Below are 15617 nucleotides of genomic sequence, written 5' to 3'. Positions count from 1 at the left end.
TATAAGCATGATAGCATCAATTGTAGCGGGACTGGGACTGGGATTATTTCTTTCTTTATCGGTGGGCCCGGTAATTTTCGCGATTATAAAGTACAGTATTAACAATGGCTTTAAGGCAGGTATCAGCTTTGCGCTGGGTGTGTCTTTCAGCGATATCATGTTTGTATTGACCGGCAACCTCGCCGCCTCTTTTATTACCGGGCTGGAAGAATATAAAAGAACGATAGGTACCTGCGGCGGTTTTTTACTGATAGGTATGGGCATCTACGGGTTGTTGTTCAAAAAGGTGAAGATCAGCACGGGCGATGAAAAGCCAGAGATGTTCCGGACCCACGACTATCTCAAAATATGGCTCGCAGGTTTTCTGATGAACACCCTGAACCCGGGAGTGATCATTTTCTGGCTGGGTGTGTGCGTTGCCAACAGCGCTACCAGCGTAGGACACCGGCTCGTGATGTACGCTGTGTGTTTAAGCCTGGTGTTATCGGCCGATATCCTTAAGGTATTTGTTTCCGATAAAATCCGTCATAAACTTACCCTCACCAACGTGGAATGGCTGAACCGTATTGCCGGCGTAAGTATGATCATCTTTGGGGTGGTGTTGCTTTACGAAGTGCTGTTTAATGTAGGAAACTTAGGACATTAATTTATTTTATAAATGAGAAAGCCTTCCGTATTGCACGGAAGGCTTTCTCATTTATAAGGGTAAGGCTATTATGCTTTAATCGTCCAGGTTTCATTACCAGCCAGCAGCTTATCCAGGTCGCCAGGGCCTTTCTTGGCTACAGCGTCAGTCAACTGGAATTGCATGATGTCTTCGTAAGTAGGACGGAAAGCCTGGTAGAAAACACCAAACGGCCGCGGTAAGTGTCCTTCGATACGGGTATCATCAAACATGCGGGTGAGCAGTTGCGCCTTATAGAAATCATTTTCATCGTGTATCCACAGATCGCTTTCTGAGAAATCAGCTCCCAGTTCTACCACTACCGGTCTCAGACCATCCAGGCGGATACCTTTGTTTTTGGCAGCGCCGAATACCAATGGTTTACCTTGTTCTACAAAGATGGTTTCATCTGCCTTGGTGCTCTTTTCAGTGAAGGCTTCAAAAGCGCCGTCGTTGAAGATGTTACAGTTCTGGTAGATTTCCAGGAAGGAAGCGCCTTTATGCGCATGGCTGCGTTTCAGCATTTCCTGTAAGTGCTTGGGATCACGGTCCATACTGCGGGCAATAAAAGTGGCATCCGCACCCAAGGCCAGGGCCAGGGGATTAAACGGATGGTCGATACTACCCATGGGAGTAGATTTGGTCACTTTATTTTCTTCAGAAGTAGGAGAGTACTGCCCTTTTGTTAAGCCATAAATCTGGTTGTTGAACAGCATCACGTTTACATCAAAGTTGCGGCGTAGCAAGTGAATGGTATGGTTACCGCCAATAGACAGGCCATCGCCATCACCGGTTACAATCCATACGCTCAGTTCAGGGCGGGTAGCTTTCAAACCGGAAGCAATGGCGGTAGCACGACCATGGATCGAGTGCATACCATAAGTATTCATATAGTACGGAAAACGCGAGGAACATCCGATACCGGAAACAATCACAATATTTTCGCGGGGAACACCCAGCGTAGGCATTATCGTTTGTACCTGTTTAAGTATAGAGTAGTCGCCGCAGCCAGGGCACCAGCGTACTTCCTGGTCCGTTGCAAAGTCTTTTGCCGTGAGGGCTGCCTGCGGAGCTATAGTTGCTGTTGACATTAGTTTGATTTATATATTAGATAGTCTGTAAAGTTACGATAGATCCCTGTAAATAAAGGTCACTGGGCCTGTAATTCCTCCCAATATTCTGCCGCCCGGCGGGTATGAGGAATCACGATAGTGCCACCTACAATGTTGGCTACCGCAAAGATTTCATACATCTCGTCTGTGGTAACGCCTTGCTCATGCGCTTTTCCCAGGTGGTATTTGATACAATCATCACAACGGAGCACCATAGATGCTACGAGTCCCAGCATCTCCTTTGTTTTGGTACTCAGTGCTCCTTCTGCATAGGTATTGGTATCCAGGTTAAAAAGGCGGTTGATCACTTTATTCTGTTTGCCCAATATTACCTCATTCATTTTAGCGCGGTAGTCGTTAAACTCCTGAATCGCATTCGCCATATAACTGCTGTTTATGATATTATCAAGATCTTTTCACACAATAAAGCTATGAAAGGATTTACAAATATAGATTAATCTACCGACTGAGTAGACTATTTCGGCTATAACCTGTATTTATGGATCATAACCAAAAGTTATTCTGAAATATATTCCCGTTAAATTAGTCCATAGATATTATAGACTATTCGTATATTCAGTCAATAAACCCTTTTTATCAACAAGCGCCATATTGCTTATGACCAATCATTATATCCGCCTGCTGGCCCTGGCTCTTTGCTGGCCGGGGATTACCCAGGCCCAGGAAAGATTACCCGGAGGCAACCAGCAGCGCCAACTGGAGCAACGTTTCGATAAACAGCTGAGCAGCACTCACATAGGTGAAACTATTCAATCTTTGTCCTCCCAGCCACACCATATTGGCTCCGCCAGGGGAAAAGCCGTAGCGGAAGATATCCTGCAACGTTTTAAAAGCTATGGCTGGGACGCCGAAATAGTTACCTACCAGGTACTGTTTCCTACGCCCAAAGAGCGGGTGTTGGAACTGAAGAGTCCCACTACCAATAAAGCCCTACTGAAAGAACCGGCCCTGAAAGAGGATGCCACCTCCGGGCAGGCAGGACAGTTACCTACCTACAACGCCTGGAGCGCCGATGGCGACGTAGAAGGCCCCCTGGTATTTGTGAATTATGGACTTCCGGACGATTATGAATACCTGGAGCGTGCGGGTATCAGCGTAAAAGGAAAAATAGTAATCGCCAAATATGGCCGCTCCTGGCGGGGCAGCAAGCCCAAGGTAGCACAGGAACATGGGGCCATTGGCTGTATCATTTACTCAGATCCTAAAGATGATGGGTATTATGCGGGAGATGTTTACCCGAAAGGGGCATTTAAAAATGAATACGGCGTACAAAGAGGATCTGTGATGGATATCGTTATCTATCCCGGCGACCCGCTGACGCCTAATATTGGCGCTACCGTCAACGCACAACGGTTGGACCGGCTCCAGGCCCCTAATCTGCTGAAAATACCAGTATTGCCTATCAGTTACCATGATGCCGCGCCGCTGCTCAAATCCCTCGAAGGCCCCGTGGCGCCAGAAGAATGGAGAGGTGCTTTACCTTTTACCTACCATATCGGCAACGGGAAAGCCACCGTACACCTGAAGCTGCAATTCGACTGGCAAATACGTCCTTGCCATAATGTAATCGCCAAACTGAAAGGCAGTGAATTGCCCGACCAGTGGGTGATCCGTGGCAATCACCACGATGCCTGGGTAAATGGCGCCGCTGACCCTATTAGCGGGCTGGCCGCCCTGCTGGAAGAGGCCAAAGCAATAGGAGCGCTGCACCGTGAAGGATATACGCCCCGGCGCACACTGGTATATTGTGCCTGGGATGGCGAAGAGCCGGGACTGCTGGGCTCCACCGAATGGGTGGAAGACCATGCGGCCGAATTACAGGAAAAAGCAGTGTTATACCTCAACACCGACAACAATGGAAGAGGCTTTTTCAATGCCAGCGGCTCCCATGCACTGGAAACGCTGGTCAACGATGTAGCCCGCGATATCACCGACCCTCAAACCAATGTGAGCATACTGACCCGGAAACAGGCATCGGATGCATTGAAAGCGCCTACTGCCAAACTGAAGAAAGAACGGCTCGCTAAAAAGAACCTGGCCATTGGCGCTATGGGATCGGGGTCCGACTACTCTTCCTTCCTGCAGCACCTGGGCATTCCTTCCCTGGATTATGGCTTTGGGGGAGAAGATGCCGGCGGTGAATATCATTCCATCTACGATTCATACGACGACTACCACCGGTTTAAAGATCCCGGTTTTCAGTATGGCGTAACCCTCTCGGAAGCTGCCGGTCATACTGTTTTGCGGGTAGCCGATGCCGTTAACCTGCCCTTCGATTTCCGGCGGTTGTATGAAACCGTGAACGGATATGTGAATGAACTTGCAGAGTTGGCAGCCGGTATGCGCGAAAGCACCGCCATCGAAAACCAGTTGATCCAGGAGCAGAAATACCAGCTGGTAACAGATACTGCCAGGCATCTATTGCAGCCATCGCCTAAAGCAGAAGTGCCCTACCTCGATTTTTCGACCCTGCAAAATGCGCTCGTAGCACTCGATACCACCACGCAAACGCTGTCTTCCCGGAAAAATCATACGGGAGCGGCATACGATAAAGCGCTGTACCAGGCGGAACAACAGCTCTTATATGGCAATGGATTGCCTGCCCGCAGCTGGTATAAACATACTTTGTATGCTCCCGGCTTTTATACGGGTTATGGTGTAAAAACAATTCCGGGTGTAAGAGAAGCAATTGAACAACGCCGGTGGACAGAAGCCCAGGAACAAATTGCCGTGGTGGCAGCAGCCATCAACCGGCTGACGGTACACTTAAACGGATTATAGCTTTTATGCAGCGGTGGCCTTACCGGCTACCCGCTGCTTCTTTCAGGTAATCCTTTAACCCTTCCACAATTTTGGTAACAATGAATTGCTGAAATGCTGGTTGTAATATCTTTTCCTCATCGCCGGGATTGCTGAGAAACAATGTTTCAATCAGCGCATCAGGGAACTCTGTAGGATTGTTGAGGATGAAATTAAAGTTGTCGTTATTCCCGAAATCATTTAGTCCCGTTTGTAGCAAACGCTCATGGATAGCTGCATTCAGCGGCTCGCAGAAAGGCTGCTTGTAGTAAGTAGCCGTACCATATACATCTACAGGATTAACAGAGGAGTTGAAGTGGATACTCAACAGCAGGTCGGGATTAGCCCGGCGGAAAAAAGACAGCCGGTCTTCATTGGCCACAAATTTTTCAGTAGTGCGCGACATAATCACTGTGGCGCCTTCTCTTTCCAGCAGGTTTTTGAGCTGCAGGGCTATTACCAGGGTCATTTGCTTTTCTACGGTGCCCGTTAGCCCGGTGGCGCCGGGATTGCTGCCGCCATGGCCGGGATCTAACCCAATGACCAGGTTTTTCAACGACAGGCTGGCCGGTACACGTTTAACCTTTACTGTTATACGGTTATTTTCATAGTATACCTGGTATCCCCAGGGTGCATGTTGCAGGGAAATAACCATGCGGCATACATCGTGGGAGGGCTGGCCCCAGGCAACTGAAGTAATTTCTTTCGTGTTCTGTAACAGCGTGCTTAATCCTTTTTCGGCATAAGCGCCATGTATGTCTATAATAATTTTTTTGGAAGACACCAGCTGGGTGGAAGTATATGGTAACTTGTCAGACAAGGCCACGGAAACATAATCGTATTTGTCGTCTCCCCATATTTTGGCATCATCCGCAATGCTCACGGACAGTTGTTCCTGTGGGATTTCAGTATCTACCAGGGGTTCGGGTATAAAGGCCGTTTGTTTGGAAGACAGCCTTACTTTGTAATAGTCGTCCTGCCTGCCTACGATATGCAGCAATACATCTTTGTCGAGGTAGCCGATTTTATCGGGTCCGAGGCGGTCGCCATGCGGACTGGAGGTGAGGTAGGTCATATTATCGATAGTACGGCCGGTGAAGGGGAGCTCATTGCGCATAACGCGGTAGCGGTTGGGACTGGCCAATACGGCTGTTTCTCCATTACGTTTGCGCAGGCGTACCATTATTTTCCCATTCAGTAGCGAGTCGCCGGGTTGTATGATATAGGTGCCGGCGTAATAGCCCGGCACACCACCGGTTTGCGAGGCTGGCATTTCCCGGAGTGGGCTGTCATTAAACCAGCTGGCTGTTTCACCGGGGTACCCTTTCATTTTTATCCGCAGGGTATCTCCTTCCATCAGTTCCAGGTTGCCGGAAGGAGATATATCTATATAGTCTATACGAAAAATGCTGGTAGCGACGGGCGCTGGTGGCGTGTTGTAATAGAATACTACATTTTTAGTATCGGTTTCCCCGTTAGGGGCAGTAGTGGTAATGAAAAAACTATTGCGCCCGGTAGATAGTTCATATTTAGCGGCAAAGGTGCCGGTGGAGTACACATGTACAGCGTCATTGTTGATAGTGAGGGTACAACCCACGCAGGTGCGGCCAGCGATGAATTGTTTGGCCGTGGTCACATTATTCTGATCCCTTGAAGGCTGGCTAAGACGCAGGTTGGCCTGGCTGCTGGCTAAGAAGGGGATACAAAGTGCAATAAAAATCGGAGGAAAAAACTTCAACGATAGCATAATAACCTGTCATCAATATCTATGAAAGAGTGTAAAGATAAGCAGGAGAGGGGAATAGGAGAAAAGCTTTTAGCTGCCAGGGTTACTAACAGCTAAAAGCTTTGTATGATATTAGAAGCTATATTTATTGTCTGCAATCAGTTTATCCGCAATTCTTCTGCGGGCATCTTTTGCGTTAAATGGTTCTGCTTTGGTAAAGCGTTTGAGGCCTAACAGCATCATACGTTGTTCGTCGCCTTCAGCGAAGGCGTTGATAGCATCCTTACCGGATTTGTTGATGCGGTCGGCCGCATCATAAATGAAGGTACGTACAATGTCGGCCTGGAAAGAAGCGGCGGCTTCGCCTTTGCTGGCGGTAAGTTTGATTAAGCGGAGCAATGCACTTTCGGCTACAAAAGTTTCGATGGCCATATCGGCAATATCCATGAGGATTTCCTGTTCACTTTCCAGCTTCATCATCAGTTTCTGCGCAGCAGCGCCGGCAGCCATGAGGATGGCTTTCTTGAAATTGGCGATCATCTTCTTTTCCTTGCTGAAGGCTGTTTCATCGTCGCTGCCAAAGTCAGGAATACTCATCAGTTCCTTCATCACATTCATGGCAGGTGTCATCAGGTCCAGCTTACCCTTCATGGCGCGTTTCAGGGTCATGTCGAGCGTAAGCAGCCGGTTAATTTCGTTGGTACCTTCAAAGATGCGGTTGATGCGGGAATCGCGGTAAGCTTTTGAGATGATATATTCATCGCTGAAGCCGTTGCCACCGTGAATCTGCACGCCTTCATCCACTACAAAGTCCAGCACTTCGGAGCCGTTTACCTTAAGAATAGCGCATTCTACTGCGTATTCTTCAGCGGCGCCCAGCAGCGCTTCGTTAAAGGGTTGGCCGGCAGCCAGCAGTTCTTTTTCTTTCTCATCTATCAGTTGAGCGGTACGGAACAGGGCTGACTCGGATGTCCAGGTACGTATAGCCATTTCCGCTAGTTTATGCTTGATAGCGCCGAAGTTGGCGATCGGTTGTTTAAACTGGGTGCGGGTATTGGCGTATTGTACAGAGGTATTAATACATTTTTTGGAGGCGCCCAGTGCAGCGGCGCAGAGTTTGAGGCGGCCGATGTTGAGGATGTTGAAGGCAATCAGGTGACCTTTACCGATTACGCCCAGCACATTTTCTGCGGGTACTTTGGCATCCTGGAAATAGATCTGCCGGGTAGAAGAACCCTTGATCCCCATTTTATGTTCTTCGGCACCCAGGGTAAATCCGGGCGTGCCTTTTTCAACAATAAATGCCGTGAATTTGTCGCCGTCAATTTTGGCAAATACGGTAAACACGTCGGCGAAGCCAGAGTTGGTGATCCAGCTTTTCTGCCCATTCAGCACATAGTATTTCCCGTCTTCAGTGAGCTTGGCAGTGGTTTTAGCACCAAGGGCATCAGAACCGGAATCAGGCTCCGTAAGGGCATAAGCGCCTTTCATTTCACCGGTAGCCAGTTTGGGAATATATTTTTCTTTTTGTTCGTTGGTACCAAAATAGAGGATCGGTAAGGAGCCAATACCCGTATGCGCAGCCATGGCAACAGAAAAAGAGTGCCCGGCGCCCAGTCCTTCGTTGATAATCGTAGCGGTTACAAAATCTTTACCCAGTCCGCCATATTCTTCCGGGAAGGAAGCTCCCAGCAAGCCTTGCTCCCCCGCTTTTTCCAGCAGCGATTGCATTAAACCTTCTTCCTGTTTATCCAGGCGTTCTACAATCGGGGTTACCTCCTTGCTGATGAACTGGTCTGCCATGTCTTTGATCATCAGCTGTTCTTCTGAAAAGTCTTCCGGGGTGAAAACATCCTCCGGAGCGCTTTCCTTTACCAGGAATTCTGCGCCTTTCAGCGCAGTCTTATTTTCAACTGTTGCGTCCATGTTACTGAATTTTTGGTAGTTCTGTAATTTACTGAAAAAAGCATAAAGCTGCGTGGGTTTGATCCTGTTTAGCTAAACATGCTGATGCTACTGATTTTTCACTGAATTTAAATCAATTCACCTACTGAAACGGGCATTGGTTTATTTTTAACAAAAAATAAACTGGGTAGAAAGTCAATCAGTGGCTAACTTTCTTCTTTGCGCTTTATTCACTATCATTGTCCCCCTTTTATGTCTGATTTTTATCTCTCATATTTGAAAAGCCGGTTTCACGGTACCTGTGAAGGTACGGGGGAAGCACTATTGATTTGCTTGCATGGCTTTGGGGAAAGCGCCGCACATTTTCAGCCGCTCACAGCTACGCTGGGACAGCGTTTTACTATCGTAGCACTGGACATGCCACTGCACGGCAGTACGGAGTGGTGCGAAGAAAGAGCTTTTGAAAAGGAGGACCTGGCAACCATTGTGCTCATGGTATTGCAACAACAGGGGAAAGACAGGTTTTCCCTGATGGGATACAGCATGGGGGGCCGGCTATCACTTTGCCTGGTAGAAAGGCTGGCGCCTAAAATGGATTACTTGGTACTGGCTGCTGCAGACGGTTTGCGGAATAATCCCTGGCATATGTTTGTTACACAAACCAGTGTAGGCAACCGGGTATTCAAATATAATACCTACCATCCCCGTTTATTCTTTACGCTGCTGCATACCTGGCGTAAACTGGGTTTGCTGAATCAGAGTGTATATAAGTTTGCACTGCACAGGATGAATGAGCAATCGAAAAGAGCATTGGTGTACAATGTATGGACCAACTTACGGCATATGATGCCGGACAAAAAGAAGTGTAAACAATTATTGTCTCAATATAACGTTTTAACGCTGTTGGTCTTCGGAAAATACGATCGCGTTATTCCTCCTGTATTGGGTACCCGCTTTGCGGACGGTTCATTTCCCTCTAAAATATTGGTATTAGACAAAGGGCATCAGCTGATATCCGCGCAGTTGGGTCTTATCATCAATGAAAATCTTTAACCTGGATGCAGTTTTTTGTAATTATATTGATTGTGCTGTCGATTGGCTATGGTATACTAATGCTGTGGTATAGCCTGGGTTGGAAACGGTTGAAAAAGTTTTCCACTGTAGCGCAAACTGCCGGCCATACCGCCGTAACGGTCATTATTCCCGCCCGGAATGAAGCGGATAACCTACCGGCTTTACTGGAAGCGCTCCGGCGCCAAACCTATCCAGCCGCTTTGCTGGAGGTGATCATCATCGATGATTTTTCTACAGACAATACTGCCGATATTATCCGCGACTTTCCGGCAGAAAATATTCACCTGTTGGAACTGAGACAGTACCTGGATGAAGAACAACGATTGAATTCCTACAAGAAGAAAGCTATTGAAATCGCCATCTCCAAAGCCAGCGGAGATCTTATCGTTACCACAGACGCCGATTGTGTGATGGGACCGCGTTGGATTGACACCATGGTGCAATTCTACGAACATCATCTCCCCAAATTTATAGCCGCACCGGTCAGTTTCTACAAAGAGCATAATTTCTTTAAGCGCCTGCAATCGCTCGATTTTATGACTATGCAGGGCATTACCGGGGCAGCCGCGCAACTGGCCTCGGGCACTATGTGCAACGGCGCTAACCTGGCCTACGAGAAGAAAGCGTTTCATGAAGTGGGCGGCTTCGCCGGGATCGACAACATTGCCTCCGGCGATGATATGTTGCTGATGTACAAGATATACAGCGCCTATCCGGATAGCGTAAGATACCTGAAAAGTGAAGATGCCATTGTGCGTACCCTCGCCGTAGATACGCTGAAAGACTTTATGAATCAACGTATCCGCTGGTCGTCCAAGGCCGATAAATATGAAGACAAACGACTTACCTGGGTATTGCTGCTGGTATACCTGTTTAACCTGGGGCTGCTGATGATGGGGGTGATGGTCTTATTTTTACCGGTATGGTGGCCCTGGTTCCTGATTGTGTTATTGTTTAAAATAACGCTGGAGCTATATTTCCTGTTACCCGTGGCAAAGTTTTTCAACAAAACGGAATTGTTGCTATGGTTTATTCCCGGCCAGGTGTTTCATATTCCTTATATTGTTGTTGCCGGCTGGCTGGGTAAGTTTGGCAGCTATCAGTGGAAAGGCCGCACGGTCAACTAAATACATTTTCTTTTATCAAGTATGCAATCTTCCTGGAAACGATTATACCGCAATAAGGGTGCAGTAGCCGGTTTGCTGGTAATTGCCCTGTCGGTGCTCATTAGCGTGCTCGCTTATGCGCTGGCGCCGGATAATACGCCGGATGCCAATAGGATGATCCTGGAAATAGAGGGGCAACACCCGGGATTCCGGATTACCATGCTGGCTGTGAAGAAAGAACGGCCGGTGACTGCAGTATCTTTATGGGAGCGGCTCTTGCATGGGCAGGAACCGGACATGACCTGGATACCACTGCGTTCCTGGCAGTTTAAAGACAGCGGGATTGTTATACAACGTTACGTAGATGAATCTACCGGCAGGGAAGAGGTATATCCGCTTACTGCTGTACTATACGGCAAGCCTGTTGCTACGGCGTCGTTGGCGGAATTGCAACAGGAAGTCCGGAAGACACGGATTTTTACTGCTACTTATTGGTTGGGTACGGACAAGTTTGGCCGGGATATTTTAAGCCGGTTGCTGGTGGGTACCCGGGTGAGCCTGGGGGTAGGATGTATTGCCGTGGTTATTTCTCTCAGTATAGGCGTGTTATTGGGTGCTGTAGCCGGTTATTTCAAGGGCCGTACCGATGATGTGGTGATGTGGCTGGTAAATGTAGTATGGTCGATGCCTACGTTGCTGCTGGTATTTGCGCTTACCCTGGCGTTGGGCAAGGGTTTCTGGCAGGTATTTATTGCAGTGGGGCTAACGATGTGGGTGGGCGTGGCCCGCATTATCCGTGGGCAGGTGCTGGCTATCCGGGAGCTGGAGTATGTAGAAGCCGCAAGGGCGCTGGGATATGACCATGTCCGGATTATTGTAAAACACATATTGCCCAATATCCTGGGGCCAGTGATGGTGGTAGCTGCGGGCAACTTTGCCACGGCTATCGTGGTAGAGGCGGGACTTAGCTTCCTGGGCGTGGGTGTACAGCCCCCACAACCTTCCTGGGGATTGATGATCAAGGAGAACTATAACTTTATCATTACACATAATCCCTTGCTGGCCCTGGCGCCAGGTATCGCTATTATGTTACTGGTATTGGCTTTCAACCTGTTGGGAAATGGTTTACGCGATGCCATGGATGTACGAAGTAAAATTTGATTTGCATGTGAAAAAAAGCTAATTTCATTGCTCCTATGTACACTATACATACTTGAAATATGCTATTGAAAAACTGTTTCCCTGTCTTATTAGCTTTTGTTGCGCTGACTTTCGTCTCCTGTAAAAAGAAAAAGAGCGATAATCCCGCTCCCAATGTACAGGAGGAAACCTTGGCGTTTGCCCTCCCCGACATACAGCTGGGCAAGTATAATATGGCAATGGACAGCAGTTACGCCCTGAAAGTAAATGTTACCTCCAAAATGCCGGATGCCGGCGTAAAGGTGATGTTGAGCGTGGCTACGGAAACAGGTGCTATTCCTTTAGCCCAGGATCCTGTGCCGGACACTAAAACACCGCAGTTTACCATCAACCTGCGTCATCTGAAGCCGTTGAAGACTTACGAGGTAACGGTGTGGTTGTCTTCCCTGGGCAATACGGCCAATGTAACCACCCACCAGGTATTTTATATTACAAATAAGTCGGATCAATAGCGGGAATCCCGAAATCCTGCTTCCCGAATCTAAAATTGTGTAGGTTTGCATGCTCGCAGACAAAGGATTCGTTTATGCAAATTGCCGTTAATGCCGCTTGTTTAAGACAGGACATGCCTGCCGATACCGGGAGAGTGGCTACTGATATTATACTGGCGATGTGCCGGCAACAGCCGGGGCATCAATTCACCTTCTATTTTGATGGGGAGATGGCGCAAGGGTTATCACTACCGGCCAATGCAACCGCGGCGATATTGCCCCGCAAAGGCAATAAGTCCTGGCATTATTACTGGTGGCTGGAATGGCAGCTGGTGAAGGCTATGAAATCTTCCCGGCCGGATTTTTACCTGGGATTGGACGGAACGGTGCCGCTACGTAGTAAAATCCCTGCCGGCTTGCTGGTCAGAGATTTGTCGTTTCTGAAAGAAGCGGGGTTACAGCCGGCAGTACAGCAGCGGTCGCTTAAAAACAATATGCGTCAATACCTCGCCAAAGCGAGGTGTATTGGAGTGGTATCGGCTACCACGAAAGAAGAAGTAGCGGGATATGCCCCCGGCGTGACGGATAGATTGGTGTCCCTGGATATAGGCCTCAGTGATGCCTACCGGCCGCTGGAATGGGAGCAGCGGGAGGCGGTAAAAAAAGAATTTGCCGGAGGGGCAGAGTATTTCCTGGTAACAGGGAGCATGCATCCCCGAAATAATATAATGCCGGTGCTGAAAGCATTTTCCGCTTTGAAGAAGCGGCAGCGGAGTAATATAAAATTGGTACTGGCTGGGAGTATTACACCGGCAGGTGCAGATATTGCCGATTCCCTGCAAAGCTATAAGTTCCGCCAGGACGTGGTTTGTATAGAAGCAGCCGAAGAGGCTACGTTGGCCCGGCTAACAGGGGCGGCTTATGCGCTCGTATATCCGTCGAGGTTCGAGGGGCTGGCTTTGCCCATTTATGCGGCGCAGCGCTGCGAGGTGCCTGTGATTGCCCTGGATAGTGCGGCGGCCCGGGAAGCGGGTGGAGATACGGTATTGTATGCCGATCCGGCCAGCCTGGACGATTTGTCGGAAAAAATGAGCCTCCTGTACAAAGATGAGCAGCTAAGGAGCCGGTTGCTCTCAAAAACACCGCCAGTGAGGCTTTCTACCAGCTGGGAGCAGGCGGCTTTACAGTGGTGGAGTTGCCTGACGAGATAGGAGTTTCTCAAAATCAGGAAGGATGGCTATTTTTGCGCTTTAATTGATAAACATGAGTACAATATCTACTATAAAGATCCAGGTAGGTCTGGACGATCAGAAGGTGCCAGAGTCAATAGCCTGGAGTGCTACCGACAATAAGGATGAGCGATTAATGACGGCTAAGGGGATGATTGTATCCTTCTGGGACCCGGCAGAAAGAGCTGCCCTGCGTATAGATTTGTGGACGAAAGATATGATGGTAGATGAAATGGCTGATTTCTTCTTTCAGACAATGATGACCATGGCAGATACCTATGCAAGGGCTACGCCTTATAAAGATCAGGCCGACGAAATGCGTGCTTTTGCAAAGGATTTCTTTAAGAAATTCCAGGAAAAGCAGGCTGCTGAAGGAAAATAATCCATTAAACCTAACCATATGTCATTAGAATTAGATATCAACGCAGGCATTAAGGCTGCGATGCTGGGTAAAAAAGAAGCAGAATTGCGCGCGCTGCGTGCTATTAAAGCGGCCATCCTGGTGGCTAAAACCGCAGAAGGAGCCAGTGGAGAGCTGACAGAAGCTGATGAAAGCAAGTTGTTACAGAAGCTGGCCAAGCAAAGAAAGGATTCCCTCGAAATTTTCCGTACCCAGAACCGTGAAGACCTGGCTGTAAAAGAGCAGGAAGAGCTGGACGTGATTGAGCGTTTCCTTCCTAAACAGATGAGTGAGGCCGAATTACGTACAGCCATCACTGATATTATTACCTCCACTGGCGCCAGTTCCCCGGCTGATATGGGAAAGGTAATGGGTGTTGCTACCAAACAACTGGCCGGTAAAGCCGAAGGAAAGGCTATTTCTGCGCTGGTAAAGGAACTGCTGAGCAAATAGTAGGGCCGGATTTATAAATAGTGGAATTTTTCGCCGGGGGGTGTTTTTCTCCCGTCAAAAAATTCCAACATTTGTAAATACCCCATATTTCTAACATGTCTATAGATATTATTTTTGCTATTATCATGGTGTTTGCCATTTACCGGGGCTACACGCGTGGGTTAATAGTAGCGGTGTTTTCGTTGGTGGCAGTGATGCTGGGATTGGCAGCAGCCCTCAAATTATCGGCGGTAACCGCATTGTATGTACAGCAGCATTGGGATATGCATTCCCGTTGGATACCAGTCATTTGCTTCATCGGTTTGTTCCTGGGGGTGATACTACTGGTCCGGTTGGGCGCCGGCATATTGCAGAAGCTGGTGGAAATGGTGATGCTGGGTTGGCTGAATAAATTGGGGGGAATACTATTGTATAGCGTTATATTTATAATAATTTATAGTGTAGTGTTGTGGATGGCTAACCAGGTATATTGGTTAAGCCCTGAAACGAAGCTACAGTCGGTAGTATATCCTTATATTGAGAACGTCGGCCCGTGGGTGTTAGATCATATCGGAGGGGTGTTACCGGTTTTTAAGAATATGTTCTCTCAGCTGCAGACATTTTTCGAGCAGGCAGCGCAGCATATTCAACATGGTTAACTTGTTCCGGGGGTTTTTAGATTAATAAAAAGAATTATTTTAGCGTAAAATTGACTTTCAAGATTTGGCAATGGATTACGAAATCAAAACACAGGGTAAGTTTAATTTTATAGAAGAAGGAGAGGGAGAGCCGCTGGTATTATTGCATGGACTTTTTGGTGCTTTGAGCAATTTCTCGCACATGATCGAATATTTCCGGCAGTATAACAAGGTTGTGATTCCGATGTTACCCCTGTATGATTTGAACATCCTGGAAACATCGGTAGGAGGATTAGCCAAATATGTGCACAAGTTTATTGAAGCCAGGGGGTACAAAAATGTGCATCTGCTGGGCAATTCACTGGGAGGCCACGTAGCATTGGTTTACCTGCTCAAACACCCTGAAGCACCTGTGAAATCGCTGATCCTGACCGGCAGCTCCGGCTTGTTCGAAAATGGAATGGGCGAAACCTATCCTAAACGCGGGGACTATGAATATATCCGCAAAAAAGCAGAACTTACTTTTTACGATCCGAAAATCGCTACCAAAGAGCTGGTAGACGAAATGTTCGAAATTGTAAATAACCGCCTGAAAGTGATTAAAATCATCACCCTGGCAAAATCAGCTATCCGTCACAACCTGGGCGATGAACTGCAGGATATTAAGCAACCAACTTTACTGATTTGGGGTATGAATGATACCGTTACACCCCCTATGGTCGGCGAAGAGTTTAAAAAACTGATACCTAATTCTGAACTGCAGTTAATCGACAAATGTGGACATGCACCTATGATGGAAGTCCCTGATGAATTCAACAAAATTTTGCACGCTTTCCTGGAGAAACTGAAGCACCAGCCTGTCAGTTAAACCGGCGCTTTC

Annotated in this window: 15 protein-coding genes; 11 read left to right on the top strand and 4 right to left on the bottom strand. The window is 47.9% G+C overall.

Annotated elements, in window-relative coordinates; all coding sequences use genetic code 11:
- Nucleotides 1-7: 7 nt before the first annotated feature.
- Nucleotides 8-646, top strand: a complete 639-nt coding sequence (locus HGH91_RS08510; protein ID WP_145661194.1) for a LysE family translocator — start codon at nt 8-10, stop codon at nt 644-646.
- A gap of 68 nt (nt 647-714) precedes the next feature.
- Here HGH91_RS08510 and HGH91_RS08505 read toward each other — a convergent pair whose 3' ends face one another.
- Both HGH91_RS08505 and HGH91_RS08500 read right to left on the bottom strand, forming a co-directional pair.
- Entirely contained in the window at nt 715-1755 is a 1041-nt protein-coding gene (locus tag HGH91_RS08505; RefSeq protein ID WP_168738047.1) for a 2-oxoacid:ferredoxin oxidoreductase subunit beta, read from the bottom strand.
- 59 nt (nt 1756-1814) lie between these two features.
- Entirely contained in the window at nt 1815-2159 is a 345-nt protein-coding gene (locus tag HGH91_RS08500; protein ID WP_145661188.1) for a carboxymuconolactone decarboxylase family protein, read from the bottom strand.
- A 235-nt stretch (nt 2160-2394) separates the two neighbouring features.
- Here HGH91_RS08500 and HGH91_RS08495 point away from each other — a divergent pair, with 235 nt between their 5' ends.
- Nucleotides 2395-4578, top strand: a complete 2184-nt coding sequence (locus HGH91_RS08495) for a transferrin receptor-like dimerization domain-containing protein (protein WP_168738046.1) — start codon at nt 2395-2397, stop codon at nt 4576-4578.
- A gap of 19 nt (nt 4579-4597) precedes the next feature.
- On the opposite strand, the gene HGH91_RS08490 is transcribed toward HGH91_RS08495, so the two are convergent.
- Both HGH91_RS08490 and HGH91_RS08485 read right to left on the bottom strand, forming a co-directional pair.
- The gene (locus HGH91_RS08490) at nt 4598-6334 is read right to left on the bottom strand and encodes an N-acetylmuramoyl-L-alanine amidase (protein WP_168738045.1); all 1737 of its coding nucleotides are present in this window, start codon (nt 6332-6334) and stop codon (nt 4598-4600) included.
- Nucleotides 6335-6454: 120 nt separating this feature from the next.
- Nucleotides 6455-8248, bottom strand: a complete 1794-nt coding sequence (locus HGH91_RS08485) for an acyl-CoA dehydrogenase family protein (protein ID WP_168738044.1) — start codon at nt 8246-8248, stop codon at nt 6455-6457.
- 255 nt (nt 8249-8503) lie between these two features.
- Here HGH91_RS08485 and HGH91_RS08480 point away from each other — a divergent pair, with 255 nt between their 5' ends.
- The 9 genes from HGH91_RS08480 to HGH91_RS08440 all read left to right on the top strand — a co-directional run bounded on the left by HGH91_RS08480 (nt 8504) and on the right by HGH91_RS08440 (nt 15605).
- Nucleotides 8504-9280 (top strand): alpha/beta fold hydrolase, encoded by a 777-nt coding sequence (locus HGH91_RS08480; protein ID WP_168738043.1) that lies wholly within the window; start codon nt 8504-8506, stop codon nt 9278-9280.
- A 5-nt stretch (nt 9281-9285) separates the two neighbouring features.
- Entirely contained in the window at nt 9286-10428 is a 1143-nt protein-coding gene (locus HGH91_RS08475) for a glycosyltransferase (protein ID WP_168738042.1), read from the top strand.
- A gap of 21 nt (nt 10429-10449) precedes the next feature.
- A complete protein-coding gene (locus HGH91_RS08470; protein ID WP_168738041.1) occupies nt 10450-11568 on the top strand; it encodes an ABC transporter permease in 1119 nt (372 codons plus the stop codon).
- Nucleotides 11569-11627: 59 nt separating this feature from the next.
- On the top strand, nt 11628-12059 hold the full coding sequence (locus HGH91_RS08465) for a hypothetical protein (protein WP_168738040.1): 432 nt from the start codon (nt 11628-11630) through the stop codon (nt 12057-12059).
- Nucleotides 12060-12133: 74 nt separating this feature from the next.
- Entirely contained in the window at nt 12134-13249 is a 1116-nt protein-coding gene (locus HGH91_RS08460) for a glycosyltransferase (protein WP_168738039.1), read from the top strand.
- Between the two features lie 52 nt (nt 13250-13301).
- A complete protein-coding gene (gene gldC / locus HGH91_RS08455; RefSeq protein ID WP_168738038.1) occupies nt 13302-13649 on the top strand; it encodes a gliding motility protein GldC in 348 nt (115 codons plus the stop codon).
- 18 nt (nt 13650-13667) lie between these two features.
- Nucleotides 13668-14120 carry a GatB/YqeY domain-containing protein gene (locus tag HGH91_RS08450; RefSeq protein ID WP_168738037.1) on the top strand — a complete coding sequence of 151 codons (453 nt, stop codon included), beginning with the start codon at nt 13668-13670 and terminating at the stop codon, nt 14118-14120.
- 95 nt (nt 14121-14215) lie between these two features.
- Nucleotides 14216-14758: a CvpA family protein gene (locus tag HGH91_RS08445; RefSeq protein WP_168738036.1), complete on the top strand. Its 543-nt coding sequence runs from the start codon at nt 14216-14218 to the stop codon at nt 14756-14758.
- A gap of 70 nt (nt 14759-14828) precedes the next feature.
- The gene (locus HGH91_RS08440) at nt 14829-15605 is read left to right on the top strand and encodes an alpha/beta fold hydrolase (protein ID WP_168738035.1); all 777 of its coding nucleotides are present in this window, start codon (nt 14829-14831) and stop codon (nt 15603-15605) included.
- Nucleotides 15606-15617: the final 12 nt, after the last annotated feature.

This window comes from Chitinophaga eiseniae, assembly GCF_012641265.1.
Classification (GTDB): Bacteria; Bacteroidota; Bacteroidia; order Chitinophagales; family Chitinophagaceae; genus Chitinophaga; species Chitinophaga eiseniae_A.
This window is presented reverse-complemented; position numbering and strand designations above follow the sequence as displayed.